Annotated in this window: 21 protein-coding genes; 2 read left to right on the forward strand and 19 right to left on the reverse strand. The window is 70.2% G+C overall.

Annotated elements, in window-relative coordinates:
* The first annotated feature begins 59 nt into the window (after positions 1 to 59).
* A complete protein-coding gene (locus CLV71_RS06110; RefSeq protein WP_133901890.1) occupies positions 60 to 902 on the forward strand; it encodes an ABC transporter permease in 843 nt (280 codons plus the stop codon).
* On the opposite strand, the gene CLV71_RS06115 is transcribed toward CLV71_RS06110, so the two are convergent.
* The 7 genes from CLV71_RS06115 to CLV71_RS06145 form a co-directional block, all read right to left on the reverse strand.
* Positions 874 to 1,653: an ABC transporter permease gene (locus CLV71_RS06115; RefSeq protein WP_133901608.1), complete on the reverse strand. Its 780-nt coding sequence runs from the start codon at positions 1,651 to 1,653 to the stop codon at positions 874 to 876. The genes CLV71_RS06110 and CLV71_RS06115 overlap by 29 nt on opposite strands.
* Positions 1,650 to 2,468, reverse strand: coding sequence for an ABC transporter permease (locus CLV71_RS06120; RefSeq protein ID WP_133901609.1), 819 nt, complete (start codon positions 2,466 to 2,468; stop codon positions 1,650 to 1,652). The genes CLV71_RS06115 and CLV71_RS06120 overlap by 4 nt, the downstream gene beginning before the upstream one ends.
* Positions 2,465 to 3,244 carry an ABC transporter ATP-binding protein gene (locus CLV71_RS06125; RefSeq protein WP_133901610.1) on the reverse strand — a complete coding sequence of 260 codons (780 nt, stop codon included), beginning with the start codon at positions 3,242 to 3,244 and terminating at the stop codon, positions 2,465 to 2,467. Before CLV71_RS06125 ends, CLV71_RS06120 begins: the two co-directional genes overlap by 4 nt.
* The gene (locus CLV71_RS06130) at positions 3,241 to 4,290 is read right to left on the reverse strand and encodes an ABC transporter substrate-binding protein (protein ID WP_133901611.1); all 1,050 of its coding nucleotides are present in this window, start codon (positions 4,288 to 4,290) and stop codon (positions 3,241 to 3,243) included. The genes CLV71_RS06125 and CLV71_RS06130 overlap by 4 nt, the downstream gene beginning before the upstream one ends.
* On the reverse strand, positions 4,287 to 4,748 hold the full coding sequence (locus tag CLV71_RS06135) for an OsmC family protein (RefSeq protein WP_133901612.1): 462 nt from the start codon (positions 4,746 to 4,748) through the stop codon (positions 4,287 to 4,289). The genes CLV71_RS06130 and CLV71_RS06135 overlap by 4 nt, the downstream gene beginning before the upstream one ends.
* Before the next feature lie 26 nt (positions 4,749 to 4,774).
* Complete coding sequence (locus CLV71_RS06140; RefSeq protein WP_243866243.1) at positions 4,775 to 6,988, reverse strand: molybdopterin-containing oxidoreductase family protein; 2,214 nt, start codon at positions 6,986 to 6,988, stop codon at positions 4,775 to 4,777.
* A 72-nt stretch (positions 6,989 to 7,060) separates the two neighbouring features.
* Positions 7,061 to 8,122, reverse strand: a complete 1,062-nt coding sequence (locus CLV71_RS06145) for an ABC transporter substrate-binding protein (protein WP_133901614.1) — start codon at positions 8,120 to 8,122, stop codon at positions 7,061 to 7,063.
* A gap of 183 nt (positions 8,123 to 8,305) precedes the next feature.
* Between CLV71_RS06145 and CLV71_RS06150 the strand changes: the two genes are divergently transcribed.
* Complete coding sequence (locus CLV71_RS06150; RefSeq protein WP_133901615.1) at positions 8,306 to 9,088, forward strand: GntR family transcriptional regulator; 783 nt, start codon at positions 8,306 to 8,308, stop codon at positions 9,086 to 9,088.
* A 33-nt stretch (positions 9,089 to 9,121) separates the two neighbouring features.
* On the opposite strand, the gene CLV71_RS06155 is transcribed toward CLV71_RS06150, so the two are convergent.
* The 12 genes from CLV71_RS06155 to CLV71_RS06215 all read right to left on the reverse strand — a co-directional run bounded on the left by CLV71_RS06155 (position 9,122) and on the right by CLV71_RS06215 (position 20,915).
* Positions 9,122 to 9,961 (reverse strand): ABC transporter ATP-binding protein, encoded by an 840-nt coding sequence (locus CLV71_RS06155; RefSeq protein ID WP_133901616.1) that lies wholly within the window; start codon positions 9,959 to 9,961, stop codon positions 9,122 to 9,124.
* 12 nt (positions 9,962 to 9,973) lie between these two features.
* Positions 9,974 to 10,723 (reverse strand): enoyl-CoA hydratase/isomerase family protein, encoded by a 750-nt coding sequence (locus CLV71_RS06160; protein WP_133901617.1) that lies wholly within the window; start codon positions 10,721 to 10,723, stop codon positions 9,974 to 9,976.
* Positions 10,724 to 10,742: 19 nt separating this feature from the next.
* A complete protein-coding gene (locus tag CLV71_RS06165; protein WP_133901618.1) occupies positions 10,743 to 11,828 on the reverse strand; it encodes a hypothetical protein in 1,086 nt (361 codons plus the stop codon).
* The gene (locus CLV71_RS06170; RefSeq protein WP_166663959.1) at positions 11,828 to 13,135 is read right to left on the reverse strand and encodes a CaiB/BaiF CoA transferase family protein; all 1,308 of its coding nucleotides are present in this window, start codon (positions 13,133 to 13,135) and stop codon (positions 11,828 to 11,830) included. The genes CLV71_RS06165 and CLV71_RS06170 overlap by 1 nt, the downstream gene beginning before the upstream one ends.
* A 148-nt stretch (positions 13,136 to 13,283) precedes the next feature.
* The gene (locus tag CLV71_RS06175; RefSeq protein ID WP_166663960.1) at positions 13,284 to 14,534 is read right to left on the reverse strand and encodes a CaiB/BaiF CoA transferase family protein; all 1,251 of its coding nucleotides are present in this window, start codon (positions 14,532 to 14,534) and stop codon (positions 13,284 to 13,286) included.
* Positions 14,535 to 14,569: 35 nt separating this feature from the next.
* Positions 14,570 to 15,187, reverse strand: coding sequence for a UGSC family (seleno)protein (locus CLV71_RS50595; protein WP_424923866.1), 618 nt, complete (start codon positions 15,185 to 15,187; stop codon positions 14,570 to 14,572).
* Between the two features lie 519 nt (positions 15,188 to 15,706).
* Entirely contained in the window at positions 15,707 to 16,159 is a 453-nt protein-coding gene (locus tag CLV71_RS06190; RefSeq protein ID WP_133901623.1) for an FAS1-like dehydratase domain-containing protein, read from the reverse strand.
* Complete coding sequence (locus CLV71_RS06195) at positions 16,159 to 17,190, reverse strand: NAD-dependent epimerase/dehydratase family protein (RefSeq protein ID WP_133901624.1); 1,032 nt, start codon at positions 17,188 to 17,190, stop codon at positions 16,159 to 16,161. Before CLV71_RS06195 ends, CLV71_RS06190 begins: the two co-directional genes overlap by 1 nt.
* Entirely contained in the window at positions 17,187 to 17,537 is a 351-nt protein-coding gene (locus CLV71_RS06200) for a hotdog family protein (protein ID WP_133901625.1), read from the reverse strand. The genes CLV71_RS06195 and CLV71_RS06200 overlap by 4 nt, the downstream gene beginning before the upstream one ends.
* Positions 17,538 to 17,546: 9 nt before the next feature.
* Positions 17,547 to 18,428, reverse strand: coding sequence for an ABC transporter permease (locus CLV71_RS06205; protein ID WP_133901626.1), 882 nt, complete (start codon positions 18,426 to 18,428; stop codon positions 17,547 to 17,549).
* Entirely contained in the window at positions 18,428 to 19,345 is a 918-nt protein-coding gene (locus CLV71_RS06210; RefSeq protein WP_133901627.1) for an ABC transporter permease, read from the reverse strand. Before CLV71_RS06210 ends, CLV71_RS06205 begins: the two co-directional genes overlap by 1 nt.
* 4 nt (positions 19,346 to 19,349) lie before the next feature.
* Positions 19,350 to 20,915, reverse strand: a complete 1,566-nt coding sequence (locus CLV71_RS06215) for an ABC transporter substrate-binding protein (protein WP_166663961.1) — start codon at positions 20,913 to 20,915, stop codon at positions 19,350 to 19,352.
* Between the last annotated feature and the right edge of the window lie 51 nt (positions 20,916 to 20,966).

The following is a 20,966-nucleotide window of genomic DNA, read 5'->3' on the forward strand; positions in this document are numbered from 1 at the left end:
GTACGCCACGGCGAACCGCCCGCAGGCCGGCGACGCACGAGGGAGGTGCTGCCGTGTCGATGACGGTGGAGGGCCAGGACGTGGCGCCCGCGGTGAGCGGGGGCGCGAGCGACGAGCTCGAGGACCGGGACACGGCCGGGCGCCGCTCGAGGTGGACGGTCGTGCTGCTGCGCGTCGCGGTGCTGGTCGTGGCGCTCGTGCTCTGGCAGCTCATCGCCGACGGGCTGGACATCGCGTTCTTCATCAGCAGGCCGACCGACGTGTGGGACCAGCTGGTGGACTGGGTCACCAGCGGCTACCTGTTCGGCAACCTCGGGGTGACGCTGCTGGCGACGTTGTACGGGTTCGTCCTCGGCGCCATCGCGGGCATCGTCATCGGGTTCGTGCTGGGGCTGATCACGATCCTCGGCAGGCTGCTCGACCCGTTCGTCACCGCGGTCTACAGCCTGCCCAAGCTCGCGCTCGCGCCGTTGTTCGTGCTGTGGTTCGGCATCGACCTGCAGATGAAGGTCGTGCTCACCGCGGTCATCGTGTTCTTCCTCGTCTTCTGGAACACCTACGCCGGGGTTCGCGAGACCGACAAGGAACTGGTCGACGTGCTGCGGGTGATGGGTGCCAAGCGCCGCGACATGATCCGCAAGGTCGTGCTGCCCGGCTCGCTCACCTACATCTACGTCGGGCTCAAGCTGGCCATCCCCTACGCGCTCACCGGCGCCGTGGTCGGCGAGCTGATCGCGTCGAACAGGGGCATCGGCTACATGCTCATGTCGGCCGCCGGTGCGTTCAACACCGCGGGTGTCATGGCCGCGCTCGTGGTGCTGATGGTGATCGCGACGTTGATGAACGCGCTGCTCAACATCACCGAGACCTATGTCATGCGCTGGAAGCGCGCGGGGAACTGAGCGACTCGGGGCGCCAGCGCAGCAGCCGGGCCTCCAGGCGGACCATCGCCTCGTTGAGCACGGTCGCGGTGGCGGCGAGCAGCACGACGATCGCGAACATCCGGTCGGTCTCGAACACCTGGGCCGCCTGGTTGAGCAGGTAGCCGACACCCGCGCCCGCGGAGAAGACCTCGCCGACCACCACGCCGGTGAGGCCGTGCGCGATCGACTGCCGCACGCCCGTGAGCGCGTGGGGGAGCGCGCCGGGCAGCACGACCGTCCGCAGGATCGTCCCGGGTGGCGCGCCGAACGACCGGGACATCCGCACCAGGCCTCGGTCGGCGGCGGCCACCCCGGCGAGCGTGTTCAGCACCACGGGGAACAGGGCCGCCAGGAACACGACGACGAGCTTGTACTCCAGCCCGAAACCGAACCACACCACGAAAAGCGGCACCAGGGCGATCCTCGGGGTGGCGTAGAAGGCCATCAGCAGCGGCTCGAACAGGTCGCGGACCGGCCCGTACCAGCCCATGAACAGGCCGAGCGGGAGACCTACGCCGACCGCGAGCCCCCAGCCCGCCAGGAACCCGGTGACGGTCGCCGAGACGTGCACCGACCAGAAGTCCGGTTCGGACACCAGGTCGCCCAGCGCGACGACCACCCCCGACGGCGAGCCGGTGAACACCGGGTTCACCCCGCCGGACCGGGCCAGCAGCTCCCACGCCACGAGGACGAGCACCAGGAACCCGCCGCCGCGCAGCACCCGTGTCACACCGGCTCCTTCCACCGGGTCAGTCGGCGTTCGAGCACGCCGAGCAGCTCGTTCAGCACCGCCCCGGCCACCGCGACGAGCACGACCGCCGCGATGATCCTTTCCACCTGGACGGTCTGCGCGGCGTCGGCGATCACCCAGCCGATCCCCGCCGCCGACGCCCAGATCTCCGCGCCGACCACCCCGGTGATCGCGTGGCTGAGCGCCTGCCGCACGCCTGCCATCACCAGCGGCACCGATCCCGGCAGCGCCACGGTCACCAGGACCTGGCCGGGTGAGGCACCGAACACGCGTGCCATCCGCACGAGTGACGCCTTCGCGTCCCGCACGCCCGCGATGGTGTCGAGCAGCACCGGGAACACGCTCCACAACGCCACGACCGTGACCTGGTAGGCGAACCCGTAGCCGAGCCACACCACCAGCAGCGGGATCAGCGCGACCCTCGGCACCGCGTTGAGCACGAACACGAACGGCTCCAACGTCTCGCGGATCGCACGGCTCCAGCCCATCAGCACCCCGAGGCCGATGCCCGCGACGACCGCGATGGCCCAGCCCGCCGCGAAGCCGCGCGCGGTCGTGAGCACGTGGAGCGACCAGAACGTCCCGTCCCCGGTGAGCGTCCCGAGCGTCGCGACGACGTCGGTCGGTGAGCTGAGGTAGAACCGCGTCCTGGGCGCCGCCAGTGCCGCGATCTCCCAGACCGCCAGCAGCGCGAGGATGAGGCCGCCGCCGAGTACCAGCCGGTGCCGCCGTCGCCTCGGCGCCGGCGGGACGGCGGGGTCCGCCTGGACGGGCCTGCGGAGGACGGCCGTCATCGCGTCGCCACGGGGGAGTGGAGCCGACCCCAGAGCCGTTCCTCCAGTGCGGTGAAGGCGGGGGACCGCTTCACCGACGGGTCACGTGGGCGCGGCAGGTCCACGTCGAACACCGAGGAGACCGTGCCGGGGCGGCCGGTCATCGTCACGACCCGGTCGGACAGGAACACCGCCTCCTCGATGTCGTGGGTGACGAACAGGACCGTCACCCGACCCGCCAGCCGGATCCGTTCCAGCTCCACCTGCAGCTGCTCGCGGGTCAGCGCGTCGAGCGCCCCGAACGGCTCGTCCATCAGCAGCAGCTCCGGCTCGGTGGCGAGCGCGCGGGCGAGGTTCACCCGCTGCCGCATGCCGCCGGACAGCTCGCCCGGGTAGTGCCGCTCGAAACCCGTGAGTCCCACCAGTTCGACCAGTTCCGCGGTCTTGCGCGCGCGGTCGGCGGCGGTTCCCTTGCGGCGCAGGGTCATCCCGTAGGCGATGTTGTCGGCGGTCGACCGCCACGGCAGCAGCGACGGGTCCTGGAACACGACCGCCGTCCTCGGGTCGGGCCCGGTGATCGGGCGGCCGTCCAGGAGCAGCTCGCCGGTGTCGTAGGGCTCCAGACCCGCGACACAGTCGAGGAACGTGGACTTCCCGCAGCCACTGGGCCCGACGAGCGAGACGAACGCACCGTCCTCGACGGACAGTGACAGGTCCGTGAGTGCCACGGTCGTCCCGCCACGCCCGGAGCGGTAGGACTTGCCGACGCCCCGGGCCTCCAGTCGGCCGGGGGTCATGACGTCTTGTATCCCTTCGCGCGCTCGGCGACCACCTGGTCGAGGAGGGAGAAGTCCCAGACGCGGTCCAGCGGGATGTCGTCCTTCTTGCCCTGCGCTGCCTTGGTCACGTCGAGCACGACCTGCAGCGACTTGTCGTCGGACTTGCCGCCCTTGATCATGTCGTGCTGGACCACGTCCCAGCAGCCCCTGGCCAGCTCGTCGTCGAAACCCCACTCGTCGTGGAAGAACGCCAGCACCTCGTCCTCGTGCGCCAGCATGTGGTCGAGGGTCTCGAGCGTGCCGGCGAGGAAACGCTTGACCAGCAACGGGTTGTCGGAGATCAGCTGGTCCGGGGTGCCCACGATGGACACCGGCGAGCCGGGGAACTTCGCAGACACCGACGTGATCTCACGCATCCCGGCGTCCTCGGCGAGGAGCTTGGCGGGCGGGTAGCCGGTGAAGCCGTCGGCCTGCCCGTTCTGCACCAGCTGGATGATCTGCTTGGTGTTGGCCTGGGTCTGCACCCACGTGACGCCCTTGTCGGGGTCGACCCCCGCCCGGCGCAGGATCTCCTTGATCATGTCGTTGGGGCCGAAGACACGCTTGCCCGCCAGGTCACGCAGCGAGGAGATGCCCTTGGTGGTGTAGAGGCCGAGGTTGTCGCGGAAGGTCAGCATGACCGCGCGGACCGGGGCGCCGCGCACGGCACCGCTGTGGGTCTGCACGCCCGCCGCGGAGAACTGCAGCTGCCCCGAGGCCATGGCGGCGACCGCGTCCGCGATGCCGTCGACGGCCTCGACGTCGAGGCCGAACTTCTTGTAGATGCCGTGGGTGATCCCCCAGCGGGCCCACATGTGGTTGACGCTCGTCGAACCTGCCGAGACGGTCGCCTTGGTCAGCGGCTCGCCCTTCGCGGCGAGCAGTGACGGGCTCGCGTCCCTGGTCGACGCGGCACCGGTGGGCTCGGTGCCGCCGCATGCGGACGCGACCGCGACGGTGGTGAGCGCGCCCGCGAGGCGAAGGATGTCGCGCCGCGAGAGACTCCCGCGGGGGTGGATAGTCATCTGTGTCCTCCTGTTGGTGCTGGGACGGGCACGACCTCGTAGGTGGTCGTGATGTCGGCGACGTGGGACAACGTCGCGTGGACCGAGCAGTCGCCGTGGCACGCCTGTGCCGCGGCGGTGAGCGACTCCTCGTCGAGGTCGTCGCCGGAGACCGACAGGTGCAGCGCGATCGCGCGGAACACCGCAGGACGCGTGGTCGCCAGCTCGCCGGTGACCGCGATGTCCAGGGAGTGCGGGACCTTGCCGCGTCGGTGCAGCTCGGCGAGGAAGCTCGACCCCGAGCAGCCCGCGAGTGCCATCAGCAGCAGGTCGCGGGCGGCGGTGGCTCGGCCGTTCTGCTTGCCGAGCTTGCCGCCGAGGTCCATGTGGACGTGGTGGCCGTGCTCGTCGGCGGCGTCGAACAACGCCTCGGCCGGGTCGACGGCCACGGTGACGGCACGCTGAACTGGTTGGGACATGGCGATGTCCTTTCCCACAGGGGTACTCAGGGGAGCGGCTCGATCCGGCACGGGTAGTCCTTGACCGGCACCGAGCCGGAGATCGGGTCGCGGACGGCGTTGGAGATGATCAGGTTGACGTTGGCGCCGTCGGCCGAGAACGGGTCGTGGCCGGGCAGGCCCAACTCCTCGCAGGCCTCCCACCACCCGGTCTGGGTGGCGACCACGCCCGCGGCGACCGACGTGGACACCTTGGCCCGCAACCGGATCGCGCCCGAGGCGGTGGCGAGGCGGACCATCGCGCCGTCGTGGACGCCATAGGTGTCGGCGTCGTCGGGGTGGACCTCGAGGAACGGCTCGGGTGCCTGCGTTCGCAGTGACGGGATGCTCCGGCCGGTGCTGTGGGTGTACTGGCGGAGCTTGGCCGAGGTGAGCGTCAGCGGGAACTCGGGGGTGAACGCGGCGGACCGGTCGTTGTGGACGGGCAACGGGTCGTGGCCGGCGTCGAGGAACGCCTCGGAGTACAGCTCCACCTTACGTGTCGGGGTCGCGAAGCCGGTGACCGTCCCGTCGCCGCGCACGCGGGTGTGGCGGTGGTAGGTGAGTGTCCTGCCGGGACGGCGCAGGCCGCCCGGACTGGCACGCAGCTCGTCGAGCGTGAGGCCGGTGCCTTCGAGCTGTGCGGCGTAGGCGGCGTGCACGTCGCCGTCCCAGAACTGGTCGCCGAGGCCCAACCGGACGGCCAGGTCGAAGAGGATCTCCACGTCCGGGCGCGACTCGTGCTGGGGTGGGACCACGGGCGCGCGGTACTGGGCCCACGTCTGCGTGTCCGGGCCGCCGCCGAAGCCGGTGACCAGGCCGGGTGACTCCCACGGCGTCGATGCGGGCAGCAGCAGGTCGGCGAAGCGGGCGGTCGGGTTCTCCCGCATGTCGACGTGGACGTGCAGGTCCAGTGACCGCAGCGCCTCGGCGCCCCGGCGGGTGTCGCCGTTCTGCAGCAGCGCGTTGCCCCCGAACGCGACCAGAGCGTGCACGGGGTAGGGGTGTCCGGTCAGGGCGGCGTCGTAGACGTCGTAGGCGGCGACCCCGTTCCTGGGCGCGCCCAGTGGGCGGTCCGCGAGCCCGAGCCGCCGCGACGAGTCGGTCCGCAGCTTCGGCAGGCCGCCCGGCGACGAGAACGTGACGTTGCCGCCGGGTGACTCCAGCCAGCCGGTCAACGCGTAGAGCACCCCGAGGGCCCGGCTGGTCTGGGCGGTGTCGGTGTGTTGCTCGACGCCGTTGTAGGTGTCGTAGCAGACGGGTCCGTTCGCGAGGAGGTCCGCGAGCCTGCCGAGGTCCACTTCGGACACGCCGGTGAGCCTCGCGACCGTCTCGGGGTCGTAGCGTGCCGCCCGCTCGGCCAGCAGGGAGAACGCGCTGCGTGCACCCGGCCGGTCGACCCGCAGCCGGGGTCGCACCCCCCACGTCGACGGGTCCGCCTCGACGTCGACCGCGTGCTCGTCGCTGCCGTCGGACACGACGAACCGCCCGTCGCGGCGCAGAAGGCGACCCGTCTCGGTGTCCACGAGGAACGGACCGTTCGTCCACCACGTGACGAACTCGGGGTCGTAGTAGCCGCGGGCGAGGAGAAGGTGCGTGACTCCGAGGGCGAGGGCCGCGTCGGTGCCGGGGCGGGGTCGCAGCCACAGGTCGGCCCGCCTGGTCGTCCCCGTGGCGCGTGGGTCGACGACCACGAGCCGCGCGCCGCGCCGGGTGGCCCGCTGGATCCGCCGCCACGTCTGGACGTTCGACACCGCGGGGTTGTGGCCCCACACCAGGATCGTGGCCGCGTCCTCGTAGTGCGCCGTGGGGAGCCCGCCGCCGAACGTGTGCGCGGCGCCACCGCTGCGGCCCCAGCTGCAGATGTGGCCGGTGGTCATGACGTTGGGGGTGCCGAACGCGGCGGCGAGGCGGTCGAGGAACGGCGACCAGTCACCGGCGTGGCTCCCGCCCGGTGCCGGCCGGGTGAACACGACCGACTCCGGTCCGTGCGCGGCGGCGATCTCCCGCATCCGCCGCGCCACGAACGTCAGCGCCTCGTCCCAGCCGATCCGTTCCCAGCCCGGGTCGGCGGCCGTCTTCGGGTTGGTGCGGCGCATCGGGTGCCGCAGCCGGGTCGGGTCGTGCACGAACCGTGGCGCCGCGGCACCCTTCACGCAGAACGAGTGGTTGGGGTGGTCCGGGTCGGCCCGGACGGACAGCAGGACGTCCTCTTCGGACACCACGGCCACCGAACCGCACCGGGCCTTGCACTGCGCGCAGTACCCGTGAACCGTCCGTCCGTTCATCCCCGCTCAGCCGATGGCCTGCTTGACGACGTCGGCCGCGACCGCCTTCGAGTAGTCGACGTCGACCGGCTTGCCGCTGGCCTTGGCGAAGTCCGTCAGGGCCTTGAACGCGTCCTCGGTGATGAGCGGCGACGCGGGCAGGCTCTTGACCGTGTACTCGTAGGACGCGTCGAAGGTCTTCTGGTCGACGTCGGGGAACTCCTTCTGCAGACAGGGCTTCGGCTTGTCCGGAGTGGTCCGCATCAGGTTCATCGCGTCGGCGAAACCCGCGACGAGCGCCTTGTACCGGTCCGGGTTCTCCTTGAGCTGGCGCGTGTTGGCGAGACCGATGAGGTACGGGTACTTCTTCAGCTCCTTGAACTCGTCGCCGGAGAACAGGATCTTGCCGATTCCCTGCGCCTCGGCCTGGTCGCCGTTGGGCGGTGAGCCCGCCAGCACGCCGATGCTGCCCTGCCGCATGGCGGAGAACATGTTGGCGTAGGTGTTGAGCGGCTGCATCTTGATGTCCTTGTCGGGGTCCAGCCCGTACTTCGGCATCACGAACCGCAGCAGCTGGTCGATCGAGTCGCCGGGGGTGAGGATGGCGACGGTCTCGCCCTTCAGGGCCTTCACGCGGTCCTCGAGCGAGGAGTTCGCCGTGAGGCCCTTGTCCTTCATCATCTTGTTGCTCGCCACCACCTGGACGCTGTAGCCGACGCTCGCGCCGAACAGCAGCTGGACGGGTGCGCCCTCACGGATGGGGCTGATGGCGGCGGGCGCGCCGGTCATGGCCGACAGCGCGTCGCCCGAGACCATCCCGGCGATGGCCGACGTGGTGCCCTGCTGCGACGCCGTCAGCGTCACGTCCAGGCCGTGCTTCTTGAAGTAGCCCTCGCACACCGCCACGTACGCGGGCGCCCAGGAGATGACCTTGCTGCCCAGCACGATCGTCGCCGAGCCGAGGTCCTTCGTGCCGCCCGAACTCGGGCTGCCGCCGCTGGCACCGCTGTCGTCACCGCAGGCGGTGAGTGAGAGGGAGAGAGTCAGAGCCGCGGCTGCCGCGACGATGCGGCGAGATGTGCGAGACATGTCACGACCTCCGTAGATGATATATCATCCTAGGAGGTATATTTGGCGGTGTCAACGAACCGGCATCACGTTGGGTGACCAAGCCCGCGGTTCGGAGGCCATTTCCCAACCACGCGGGTACTGGCTATATCGTTTAGTTCACCCTGCGTACACTGACGGGTACTGCGGCGCCAAGGAGAGGTGATGGCGGGTATATCGATCATGAGCAGTGAGGGCCGGCCGGACGGTCTGCAGGACTTCGTCGCGCGCCAGCTCGCCAAGGCGATCGCCTCCGGCGAACTGCCCCCCGGCACACGCCTGTCACCCGCGAAGCTCGCCGAGGAGCTCGGCGTCTCCCACATCCCGGTGCGCGAGGCACTCGCCGCCCTGGAGGCCGTCGGACAGGTCCGGCGCATCCCCAGGGTCGGGTTCTTCGTGGCGGAGCTGTCCACCGACGACATCGAGGACATCTACCACTGGCGGCAGGTGCTCGAGGACGAGGCGCACCGGCTCGGCGTGCCCAAGCTCGAGGAGGCCGACCTGGTGCGGATGCGCCAGCTCAACGCCGACATGCTGACCTCGATCCACAACCGCAACACGCCCTCGTTCGTCGAGCTGAACCGCACGTTCCACTTCGTGCCGTTCCAGCGGGCAGGCAGCGACCACCTGATCCGGTTCATCACGCACCTGTGGGACGCCGCGGCGCGCTACCAGAACACGATGGCCTACGTCCGCGTCCCCAAGGACCTGCTCCAGGAGCACCACGACGCGCTGATGACCGCGTTCGAGAACCGCGACGTCGGCGCCGTGAACGGCTGGATGGCCAAGCACCGGGGCGTCACGCTGGGCGCGATCCGCAAGATCCACGCCGCCGCGGCCGAGGCCGAGAAGGCGGAGAAGGCGGAAGTCGACGGCGTCGACGGCCAAACACCCGCGAGGGCCAGGGCGAAGGCACCCGCGAAGGCGTCCGGCGGCAAGGGAGCGTGAGAAAGCCCCGGCGTCGACGGCCACCGCGACACCTCACATCTCGCCACCCTCCATCATGTCGTCCTGGAGGATCGCCCACAGCTCCTGCTGGAGCTCGCGGAAACGGTCGTTGAAGCGCACGTCGAACACCGCACGCGGCCGCGGGATGTCGATCGTCTTGATCGTGCGCATCGTGCCCGGCCGCGACGAGACCACGACCACCCGGTCGGACAGCGTCACCGCCTCGGCCAGGTCGTGGGTGACGAACATGATCGTCGTGCCCGCCTCGGCCCACAGCCGCAGCAGCTCCTGCTGGAGCACGAGCTTGAGCTGGGCGTCCAGCGCCCCGAACGGCTCGTCCATCAGCAGCGTCTCCGGCTGGTAGATCAGCGTGCGGGCGAGCAGGACCCGCTTGCGCATGCCGCCCGACAGCTCGGCGGGGTAGTGGTTGCCGAACTCCTTCAACCCGACCTTCTCGACCATCTCGTCGATCCGGTCGCCCCGCTCCGCACGCGGGCTGTGCCGGATCTCCAGCGGCACGGCGATGTTCTGCCGGACCGTCCGCCACGGCAGCAGCGTGTCGGCCTGGGTCATGTAACCGACGTCGGTGTTCACCTCGGTGACCGGCTCGCCCTTGTACCGCACGTCACCGCTCGACGGCTTCATGAGCCCGGCGGTGATGTTGAGCAGGGTCGACTTCCCGCACCCGCTCGGCCCCACGATGCTCAGGAACTCGCCGGGCTGCACGTCGAAGTGCGCGTCGCCGAGCGCCTGGAACGGCTTGCCCTTCTTGAAGAACCGCTTGCCAACGTGGTTGAAGGAGATGTCCGGCGTCGTGCCGGCGCCCGTCTCCTCCGCCGCGGCACCGTCGTGCACCGTCGTCTCCTGCCGCATCGACATCCTCCTTCAGCTGCCGTTCTTCAGGGCCCTGCGCCGCAGCGACCACATCTGGGAGCCGCGTTCCAGCTCCAGGGCGGCGGGCCACGGCACGCCCGGCGGGTCCAGCTCGGACCGCATCGACTTCAGCACCCGCCGCGACAGCTCCGGGTCACGCGCGCAGGACGCGGCCAGCTCCCTGGCCCGCGCGTCGACGTCGGCGGCGTCGACCGCCTCCCACGCGAGACCCAGCGCCGCCGCCCGCTCACCGGTCACCTCGGCCCCGAACAGGCCGATCGCCGCGGCCGCCTCCCGCCCGACGAGCCGGCCGAGCAGCGTGAAGTGCCCGCCGCCGGGATGGATGCCGATGCGCGTGAACCCGGCGATGATGCGGGTGTCCTTCGCGACGATCCGCAGGTCGGTGGCCAGCAGCAGGTTCACCCCCGCGCCGACCGCGGCCCCCTGCACGGCGCCGATCGTGGGCACCGGCAGCGTGCCGACCCGCACGAACGCGTCGTAGACGGCGCCGAGGTCGTCGTACCGCTCCGGGTCCGCCGGATCCTCGCCCGCACGGGACAGGACATCACGCTCGGCGCCGGAGCAGAACGTCCCGCCGCCGCCCCTGACGATCACCGCGCCGACCGACCTGTCCGCCTCGACCTGGTCACACGCCTCGGCGAGCTGCCGGGACGACGCGGGGTTCAACGCGTTGCGGGTCTTCGGCGAGTCGATCGTGATCGTGGCGATCCCGTCGGCGATGTCGACATCGATGGTGGTCATCGGTTTGGTGGCGGCCTTCCTAGTAGCGGAACTCGTTGACGCTCTTGACCGGCGTCCCGTCCTTGAGCGTGATCTGGTTGACGGGCACCATGGTCGCCTCGCCGAAGCTCGGCGCGACCACGGAGTGCGGCCCGGCACCGCCCGCCACGACGAGGTTGATCTCCCCGGGGCTGTCGGCGAGCGGCACCGCCGAGTCGGGGTTCTCCGACCGGTAGCGCCGCGGCCTGCGGTGGCGGACCATGCCGTTGAGCGTCTCCGGCGGGAACTCGGAGATCTTGACTCGGCAGTTCTCGTAGAGGAACTCCCGCACGTCCTGCTTGGTGTAGCCGTCGTCGGCGAGGATCTGGGCGTGCTCGGGGCAGAAGATGATCAGTGGTCCGCCGCCGAGCTGCACGTTCTGGTGGCCGACAGTCGCGGCGGCGGAGCAGAACGTCCGCAGGATGCCCTCGGCGCTGCGGCTGGCGAGGTCGAGCACGTTCTGCGTGCCGGTCACGGAGAACACGGAAACGGCGCTGGTCTCGCGGTCGTAGCCGCGCTCGACGTGGAAGGGCTCCCAGGGCGACTCATCCTCGTTCTCGGCGATGCACATGCCGTACTTGCCGGGCTGGCCCTGGGTGGCCTTGTCCATGGTCTGGGGGGCGCCGCCGCCGATGTTCATCATGCAGAGCCGGACCGCGCGGCCGACGGTGGCGTTGGCGCGGAACCCCTGGCCGAGGCAGTTGCCCTTGCCGTTGAAGCCGAGTTCGTCGGCGATAGGGCCGTTGACCACGACGAGCACGGCCACGGGGTTGGTGGTGGCCTGGATGCCGTAGGTGTTGAATTCGGGGTGGGCGAGCCCGCGGATGGCGGAGATGACCACGGGCAGGTACTCGGGCTTGCAGCCGGCCATGACCGCGTTGACGGCCACGTTGTGCACGGTGGCCTCGGCACGGGTGGCCGGGATGCGCCCGAGGGAGGAGTGCGGATCGAGGTCGGTGTACTCGAGCGCGGCGGCGACCCGCTCCTCGGTGGGCAGGACGATCGGCAGCCCGTCGGTCCAGCCGTTGTCCTCGTAGTGGGCGACGACCTCGTCGATGTCGCCCTCGATGGTGAGCAGCTCAGGCATCAGATGACCCCGTCCTGGCGCAGTGCGGTGATCGTCGCGGCGGAGAGCCCGAACTCGGCGAAGACCGAGTCGTTGTCGGCGCCACGGGCGGGTCCGGCGCGGCGGACGGTGTGCTCGCGGCTGGGGAACTTGGGGACGACGCCCTGCATGAGCACCGGGCCGAGGACGTCGTCGGGCACCTCGATGAGGTCGCCTCGAGCCTGGAACTGCTCGTCGGCGACGATGTCGTCGGCGGAGAACACCTGCTGGTGCACGGCGTCGGCCTCGACGAGCCGCTTCTCGAGCGTGGCCCAGTCCCACTTGGCGGCCCAGACGTGCAGGAGGGCGTCGCACTCGTCGAGGAACTCGACCACCCCGGTCGGGTCGCTGGTCATCACGCCCTCGTCGATCCGGGCCATCTGCGCGTCACACTCGGCGGCGGCGAGAATGCGACGGATCGCGACGGGCCCGACCGCGCTGACGACGAACCACTTGCCGTCGGCGGAGCGGAACAGGTTACGCAGCACGCCGTGGCTCGTGAGCTTGTTGCCGGGCCGCAGCGGGGCGACGCCGAACTGCTGGTAGGCCGCGATCTGCGTGGGGATGATCCGGAACAGGCCCTCGAACAACGCCATGTCGACGACCTCGATGCCCGTGGGCGGCCCGTTGTTGGCGCGACCCCAGAGCGCGGCCATGATGCCGAACGCGCCGAAGGTGGCCGCCACGCCGTCGGCGAGGGTGCTCGACGGGAACGTCGGGGGACCGTCGGGCTCGCCGTTGAGGTGGGCGAACCCACTGATGGCCTCGGCGATCGTGCCGAAGCCGGGTCGGGTGCGCAGGGGCCCGGTCTGGCCGAACCCGGAGATCCGCAGCATGACCGCGTTGACCCCCGCCTCGGTCAGGTCGGCCGGCCCGAGGTGCCACCTCTCCAGCGTGCCGGGGCGGAAGTTCTCGCAGATGACGTCCGCCTCGCGGGCCATCTGGATCGCGATCTCCCGGCCGCGTTCGCTGTTGATGTCCAGCGTGACGACCCGCTTGCCGCGCTGGATGACCGACCACCACATCGACTGCTCGCCCTTGCGGGGGAGCATCGTGCGGATCGACGTCTTCGTGGGGTGCTCCACGGCGATGACGCTCGCCCCCAGGTCGGCCAGCAGGCTCGCCGACAGCGCCGCGGAGTACTGGTGCGACAGGTCGAGCACGCGCAGGCCCTCGAGGATGGGGCCCTGGCCGGTCACGCCTCGGTCGGTCACGCCCTGGTCGGTCACGCCTTGCTTGGTCACGCCCTGGTCGGTCACGCCCTGGTCGGTCACGCCTCGGTCGGTCACGACGCCCACCGCCCCGCCCTGCCCGACGCTACCTCACTGGCAACGAACGAATCGTCCACATTGCTCCCTGGACCTGCACGAAAGTCCCACTCGTGCACCCAGGTTCTGTGAACTCTCCATTCGTGCGTCCAGGTTTCGCGCGCTCTGCTCATCCTGCCGCCTCCACCCTGGCCTCGCGGCCGGCCCGTGCGACGACGCCGGCTTCCACCAGCGCGTCGATGCGTTCCTCGGCCAGCCCGAGCAGGCCGCCGAGCACCTCGTCGGTGTGCTCACCCATCACCGGGGGCACCGTCGCGGGGCCCGGCCGCCACCGGTCGGACTCCACGGGCAGCTTGATCACGTCCAGGTCGGCCCCGTCGATCTTCTGCACGATGCCGTTGTGCATGGCCTGCTCGGACACGATCGCGTCGTTCAGCTCGAGCACCGGGCTGTTGGGCACGTCCGCGAGCTCCAGCACGGCCAGCCACTCCTCCCGCGTCCGGCCGAGGAAGATCTGCTCCAGGGTGGACATCAGGACGTCGCGGTTGGCGAGCCGGTCCGCGTTGGACGTGAACCGGGGGTCGTCCTTCCACTCCGGACGCCCGACCGCGTCGCACAGCCGCCGCCAGAACCCGTTGGTGAACGCGCCGACCATCACGTACTGGCCGTCCGAGCACAGGAACGCCTGGTACGGCACGATCTGCGCGTGCCCGCGACCCAGGCGCGGGATGGTCTTGCCGAGCGTGGCCACCGACGGGATGTAGTTGGCCATCATCGCCATCGACGCGTCGAGCATGGCGATCTCGACGTGCTGGCCCTCGGGCTGCGCCTCCCGACTGTGCAGTGCGGCCAGGATGCCGGCGAGCGCGAACAGGCCGGTGGCGTAGTCGGAGATCGGCGCGCCGATGCGCACCGGCCCGCCGCCGACCTCCCCGGTGATGCCCATCAGGCCGGACACCGACTGCATGATGATGTCGTTGGCGGGCCGGTTGCGCCACGGCCCGCTCGACCCGAAAGCCGAGATCGAGCAGTAGACGAGCCCTTCCCGCACCTTGCGCAGGTCCTCGTAACCCAGGCCGTGGCGGTCGAGCACGCCGGGCCGGAAGTTCTGCACGACGACGTCGCACGTGCGGGCCAGGTCCTTCGCGAGCACCCGACCGTCCTCCGTGGACAGGTCGAGCAGCACGGACTTCTTGTTGCGGTTGAGCGCGAGGTAGTAGTCGGACTCGATGGGGCCGAGCATCGGTTCGCCCATGTACCGCGCGCCGTCGCCCCGTCCCGGCTTCTCGACCTTGATCACCTCGGCGCCGAGGTCGGCCATGAACATCGTCGCGAAGGGGCCGGCCGCCGCGTGCGAGAAGTCGAGTACCCGCAGGCCCGTCAGCGGTAGGGCGGCGGTCTGCGCGGATGTAGCTGCCACGGTGGTGTGGTTCCCTCTCTGGTCGGTCGGGCCCGTCAGCGCGAGTAGGACGAACGCGGTGTCGCCGACTCGTGGTACGCCTCCGCCACCTCCTGAGCGGAGTGGGTCAGTGCGAAGACGACCTCGTCGAAGGCCTCGTCGGTGACGGCACGCATCTCCGCGTCGGAGATCTGTCCGATGGGGTGCGGCAGGACCTGGATCGCCAGGTCACCGAGGCCGAGAGCGGTCACCTCCATCCTGGCCTTGAACCCGAACGGCTCGGTGATGACCGCGAGCGCCGGGATGCCGAGCTTCTCGAGCGTGACTCCGTCGTGGACACTCCACGAGCTGCAGGAGCCTCAATCGCCGAACGCGGTGACGACGAGATCGCACGTGCGCATCTCGTCGAGCACCTCGGGCTCCATCGGCTTGCTGGCCGTCGGCTTCGCGGCGTGGACGAACTCGAGTCCCCTGTACTGGGTCGAGAGCAGTTCCTCGAGGCGGTGAAGGTAGATGTCCGCGTTCACCTTCGCGTTCCAGAGCAGGCCGATGCGCTTGCCGTCGAGTGACTCCGGTCGCCTGGAGAGCCCGCCCTCGCCGCGTGGGGCGGCGTCCGGGTCGGGCGTGGGTCGGAAGACACGGAACGTGGTCACTTGAGCTGACCTCCCCACCATTGGGAAATACTATATATTCGATCCTAGGTCGTTGGCCGATCGGAGTCAATGCGCTCGCTGACGAGGAAAGCCCCTGGTCAGCGGATGCTTGACGGCTCGCAGGCCGCAGGACGGCCATGGGCACGAACGCGCAGTGACTGCATGACGATCAGCGGTGCGCGGGGGGCCCGCGCATGACGGCTCTGCCGTGCCCCACGGCAGGGCGCGGGTCCACGGTCGGAGCACGTTGGCCGGGTGGCATGCGGACGGCCGGTGGTGCGTTCGGGTCGGGTACGGCCCCGGAGGCGAGGTAGACGACGCGTGGGCTGGGACGCCCCGGCGGGCGGCGACGACACCACGGCTGCGACCGGTGGTGCACGGTGGCTGGGCCGCGGCACGGTGATCGGGCTCGTGCACGGTGGTGGGCCTGTGTGCTGATGGGCCGTGTGTGCGATGGCTGGGCGGGCGCGCGGTGATCCGCCGTGTGCTGTGGCCGACGCATGACCGTCGGCTGTGCGGTGTCGAGCCCGTGCGCCACGGTCAGCGGTGGACGATCGTCCAGCGTTCCGTGCGGCGGGGGCCGTCGGTGGCGCGGTACTCGGTGGCGGTCGTGACGAGGAGCATTGGGCCGTCGCGGCCCTGCTTCTCGACGACCGACTCGAACGTGGCTACCGCCTCGATGGTGTCGCCCGCCCGGATCGGTGCGTGGAAGTCCACCGAGCAGCCACCCATCAGCCTGCGGCGCAACGCCGGGTGGTCGATGACGACCTCGTCGGGTCGCCTGCGTCGCCCGTCGGCGCCGACCTCCCCGCCGACCGCGAACGGCGGTAGGAACAGCGGTGGCGCCACCGTCGGGTCGGCCGGCCTCGGCAGCCCGACGGCCTCGCAGTAGCGCAGGATGTCGGCCTCGTGGACCTCCACCACGACCGGTGCCCACGCCTGCCTGCCGATCAACGCCTCCACGGTCCTGCGTGCGTCCTCCCAGCCCGACATCAGCCGCCCACCTCCTGAAGCGCCTTCCGGTAGACCTCGATCACGCGGTCCTCGCGGTCGTAGTCGAAGCAGTGGTCGCCCAGGGACCGCTCCTCGGGTGACCCGCGGCCGATCGGGTGCTCCGCCATCCACCGCGCGGTGCGGCGGGTGGCCTCGCGGACGTCCACGACATCGCGGTAACCCAGCGCACGCAGGGCACCGAGGTCGAACATCGTGTGCTGGCGCAGCGCGAACGGGTTCCCGCACGGGCTCGCCGCCAGCGGCACCGGCACCACGTCGAACTCGTGGCCAAGCGCCTCGGCCACCGTCGCGGCGATCGCGGCCACGCTCAGTACGTGCTCGTCGCCCACGTTGAACGTGTGGCCCGCCGCGCCGGGATGGGTCAGCGTGAGCAGCACCGCCTCGGCCAGGTTCTCCGCGTACCCGCGCTGGGGCAGCATCAGCCCGTCGCCCTCCAGCGCCAGCTCGCGCCGCCCGTCCAGCACCCGGCGCACGAAGTACCACTCGAACGGCACGTACGCATACGGCCCGTAAACCATGGTGTAGCGCAGGATCGCCGCCGTGAACGCGCCGCGTGCCTCCGCCTCGGCCACCAGCGCCTCGCCGCGCTGCACCCCGGCCGAGAGCCTGTCGCCCGGCAGGTCGCCCAGTGGTCGTGGGGGTTTGGCGTCCTCCCTCAGCGGCATCGGCTGACCCGGGTCGCCCACCGGCACCTTCCACGCCGTGTAGCCGGGAAGCCCCGTGACCGCCACCAGGCGACCGATCCGTCCCGACAGGACGGTGACCACGTGCCGCAACCGTCCCGACGTCGACACCGCCGAATCGAAGGAACGGCCGTGCAGTGCGGACTTCAGCTCCGCGAGCGACGTCGGGTCGGTGTGGACGTGCTCCACGTCCTCGCCGCCCGTGCCGAAGTCGACCTCGTGGGCTCCCGTGTGGAGGATCGTGACCTTGTCGCCCTCGGCCACCAGCCGTCGCACGATCGCGTAGCCCGTGGGGCCGGTGCCGCCCACCACGAGCACGGTGCTCACGACCGCACCCGCGCCGAGCCCGTGACGACGGTCGTGCCATCGCCGTTGCGGATCCACACGTCCGCCGCGCCCGTCTCGGGGTCGACGGTGCCGCCGCACACCAGGTCCGTGCCGACCGGCACGACCGCGTGGTTGCGCCACTCCAGGTGCTCGACCTCCCCGGCGGGCGCGAGCACCCGCGCGAGGTAGGTGCCCAGCAGCGGGCCCTGCACGATCGAACGCTCCAGCCCTTCCACCCGGGCGCGTTCGTGGTCGAAGTGCAGCAGTTGGAACTCCCACATGGCCGCCGCGTACCGCACGGTGTCGAGCAGGTCCGGCCGCAGGCGCAGCTCCGGCAGGTTCTCCACGCGTTCTCCTTACTTGAGGTAGGGGTCCCAGTGGTCCTGCAGGCCGTCGCCGAGCATGTTGGCGCCCAGCACGAGCGCGACGAGCGCGATGCCGGGGAACGCCGGGTACCACCAGGCGAGGGCGAGGTAGTTGCGGGAATCCGACAGCATCTGGCCCCACGACGGGGTGTTCGGGTCGACCCCGAGTCCCAGGAAGGACAGGGACGCCTCGGCGATGATGAACCACGCGAAGTTGAACGTGGTGATCACGATGATCGACGAGCGCACGTTGGGCAGCACGTAGCGCAGGATGATCCGCGCGTGGCTCGCCCCCAGCGCCCGCGCGCCGTCGACGAACGGACGTCTGGACACCGACATCGCCTCGCCGCGGACCACCCTGGCGAACATGATCCAGCCGCCGATGACCAGCACCGCGACGATGTTGCCCACACCCCGCCCGATCGCGGCCACCACGACGATCGCGAGCGCGAGGAACGGGAACGACTGCTGGATCTCGGCGATCATCATGACGATCGCGTCGAACGCGCCGCGGAAGTACCCGGCCAGCAGACCGATGGCCACGCCGATGATCCCGGCGCCGAGCACGGCGAAACCGCCGACGAGCAGCGAGATGCGTGCGCCGTAGATGACCCTGCTGAGCATGTCCCGGCCCAGGTGGTCGGTGCCCAGCACGTGGTCGCTCGTCCCGCCCGACTGCCACGCGGGCGGCGTGAGGCGGTGGATCAGGTCGATGGCGTTCGGGTCGTGCGGTGCGAGCAGCGGCGCGAGGATCGCGACGAGCACGACCGGCACCACCAGCACCAGGCCGACGATGATCTGCGCACGCCCGGGTTTGCGGACCCGGTGGGCCCGCGTTGCCGACGCGGGCACCCGGATCGCGATCTCCGCCATCAGGACCTCCGCAGCCGTGGGTCGAGGAAGGTGTAGGCGAGGTCGAGCAGCAGGTAGGTGACGACCACGATCAGTGCCACCACGAACACCGCGCCCTGCACGACCGGGAAGTCGCGCTTCAGCACGCCGTCCACCATCAGCCTGCCCACGCCGGGCCACGCGAACACGACCTCGGTCACGAGCGCGCCGCCCATCAGCGTGGAGAAGGTGTAGGCGGTGAGCGTGAGGATCGAGATGCCGCTGTTCTTCAGCGCGTGCACGCCGACCACGCGCATCGTGCCCAGACCCTTGGCGTGCGCGGTCTGCGTGTACTCCGCGGACAGCGACTCGATCATGCTCGCCCGTGCGATGCGGGTCGTGTTGGCGAGTGAGAACGCGCCGAGCGTCACCGCGGGGAGCACCAGGTTGGACAGCCCGCCGCTGCCCGAGGACGGGAACCACCGCAGCGTCACCGAGAAGACCAGGATCGCGACGATGCCCAGCCAGAACGTCGGCACCGACTGGCCGATGAGCGCGCCGCCGACCACGGCCTTGTCGGGCCAGCGGCGGCGCATCCGCGCGGCGAACGCCCCGAGCAGGGTGCCGCCGACCGTCGCGATGAGGACGGCGGCACCGGCCAGCTCGAGGGTGTAGGGCAGGCGTTCGAACACGATGTCGGCCACGGGTCGGTGCTGCAGGTAGGACTGGCCGAAGTCCAGCCGGGCGAACCGGCCGATGAACAGCAGGTACTGCACCAGGACCGGCTTGTCGAGGCCGAGGTCGGCCCGCACCGCGTCCAGCTGGTCCTGAGAGGCGGTGTCCGGCAGCATGAGGTGCACCGGGTCGCCACTCAGGCGCTGCAGCAGGAAGATCACGGTCACCGCGCCCCAGACGACCACGATCACCCGGGGGATGCGGCGCAACAGGTAGCCGGCCATCGGGTCAGACCCGCTTCGCGTCGAACAGGTTGATGTAGGTCGACGGCAGGAACTGCACCCCCTGCACGCTCGGGTCCATCGCGTAGAGCCCCGGGTCGGCGTGGAACGGCACGAAGTAGGCCTGGTCCTGCGCGTACTTCGACAGCTGCGCCAGGTACTCGCCGCGCTGCTTGGTGTCGGTGATCGTGAAGCTCTTGTCGAGCATCTGGTCCAGCTTCGGGTCCGCGTCGATCTTGCGGATGTTGTTGCTGCGGAAGATCTCCAGCGTCCACGACACGTCGTAGGCCGGCGCGTCCTGGATGGACCAGTAGTTGATCGGACCCCAGCTGCCCGAGTAGAGCCGGTCGAGCCAGGCGCCACCCTCCATCGGGTTCTGCTTGACCGTGATGCCGACCGCCTGGAGGTAGCCAGAGACCGCCTGTCCGACCTCCTTGTCCCGGAAATACCGGCCGAGGGAGTAGTCGAAGGCCAGTGTCAGCCCGTTCCCGTAGCCGGCTTCCTTGAGCAGCTGCTTGGCCTTGTCCGGGTCGTAGGGCCGGTCCTTCAGGTCGGCGTTGTAGCCGACCGACTTCTTGCCGACGAGCTGGCCCGCGAGATCCGTGCCGTAGCTCTGCGTGATCGACTTGCGCAGGGCGTTCTTGTCGATGGCGTAGTCGATCGCCTGCCGCACCCGTTTGTCCTTGAGTGGGGTGTCGGTCGTCGTCTGGAAGAAGATGTTCGCGCTCTGTCCCGACGGGACGGAGACGAGCTTCTTCCCGCCGCTCTTCACCTGGTCGGCGAAGTCGGGCAGCACGCGGTAGGCCACGTCGACGTCACCGGCGAGCAGTGCCGAGATCCGGGTGGAGTCCTCGGGGATCGAGCGCAGCTCCACCGACGTCAGCTTGGGGACCGTGCCCCAGAAGTCCTTGTTGGGGGAGAGCTTGACGTCCTCGCCGGGGGAGAAGCTGTCGACCTTGAACGGACCGGTGCCGATGGGCTTCGTGACGAGGGCGTTCGCGTTCTCCTGGGTGTACTTCGGCGGCACGAGCCACACGACCGAGGTGCGGGTGGGCCAGTTGCCGACCGGGGTCGACAGGTAGAAGTCGATCGTCAGGGGGTCGACGATCTCCATCCGCTGCAGGGCCTCGATGCGCACCCGCCACGGCGTCTTCTTGTCGTCGAGCGCGCGCTGGAACGTGTAGCGCACGGCCTCGGCGTCGAGCGGCTCGCCGTTGGTGAACTTGATGCCCTTGCGCAGCTTGAAGCGCCAGTGCTGTGCGTCGATCGCCGTGAACGACTCGGCGGCCCACGGCTTGGGTGTGCCGTCGTCGGTGCTGACGAGCGTGTCGTAGACGAAACGCCAGTAGGTGTAGTCGGCGGTGGCCGTGGCGCTGATCGGGTCGTAGTTCTGGGTGACGTAGTCCATGCCGATGGTCAGCGACTGGTCCTTCGCGCTGCCGCCGCCACTGCCGCCACCTCCGCCCGAACTGTCGGGTCCCGCGCCACACGCGGCCGCGACAAGCGCGACAACGGTGGCGAGCACGGCCAGGACCGGACGGGTCTTCGGCCGCCGCACATGTGGAAGATGCACCGCTGCCTCCTTTGCCAGCGAAGGGTTCGGCATCGCGTGCCCCTGCGCGCT

The organism is Actinophytocola oryzae (assembly GCF_004364325.1).
Lineage (GTDB): Bacteria > Actinomycetota > Actinomycetes > Mycobacteriales > Pseudonocardiaceae > Actinophytocola > Actinophytocola oryzae.

Coding starts and splice junctions, on each gene's coding strand:
- CLV71_RS06125 (WP_133901610.1), bottom strand. CDS start 3,244: ATGACCCCCGGCCGACTGGAGGCCCGGGGCGTCGGCAAGTCCTACCGC.
- CLV71_RS06120 (WP_133901609.1), bottom strand. CDS start 2,468: ATGACGGCCGTCCTCCGCAGGCCCGTCCAGGCGGACCCCGCCGTCCCG.
- CLV71_RS06190 (WP_133901623.1), bottom strand. CDS start 16,159: ATGTCGGGCTGGGAGGACGCACGCAGGACCGTGGAGGCGTTGATCGGC.
- CLV71_RS06205 (WP_133901626.1), bottom strand. CDS start 18,428: ATGGCGGAGATCGCGATCCGGGTGCCCGCGTCGGCAACGCGGGCCCAC.
- CLV71_RS06210 (WP_133901627.1), bottom strand. CDS start 19,345: ATGGCCGGCTACCTGTTGCGCCGCATCCCCCGGGTGATCGTGGTCGTC.
- CLV71_RS06155 (WP_133901616.1), bottom strand. CDS start 9,961: ATGCGGCAGGAGACGACGGTGCACGACGGTGCCGCGGCGGAGGAGACG.
- CLV71_RS06110 (WP_133901890.1), top strand. CDS start 60: ATGACGGTGGAGGGCCAGGACGTGGCGCCCGCGGTGAGCGGGGGCGCG.
- CLV71_RS06150 (WP_133901615.1), top strand. CDS start 8,306: ATGGCGGGTATATCGATCATGAGCAGTGAGGGCCGGCCGGACGGTCTG.
- CLV71_RS06130 (WP_133901611.1), bottom strand. CDS start 4,290: ATGACTATCCACCCCCGCGGGAGTCTCTCGCGGCGCGACATCCTTCGC.
- CLV71_RS06135 (WP_133901612.1), bottom strand. CDS start 4,748: ATGTCCCAACCAGTTCAGCGTGCCGTCACCGTGGCCGTCGACCCGGCC.
- CLV71_RS06145 (WP_133901614.1), bottom strand. CDS start 8,122: ATGTCTCGCACATCTCGCCGCATCGTCGCGGCAGCCGCGGCTCTGACT.
- CLV71_RS06165 (WP_133901618.1), bottom strand. CDS start 11,828: ATGCCTGAGCTGCTCACCATCGAGGGCGACATCGACGAGGTCGTCGCC.
- CLV71_RS06160 (WP_133901617.1), bottom strand. CDS start 10,723: ATGACCACCATCGATGTCGACATCGCCGACGGGATCGCCACGATCACG.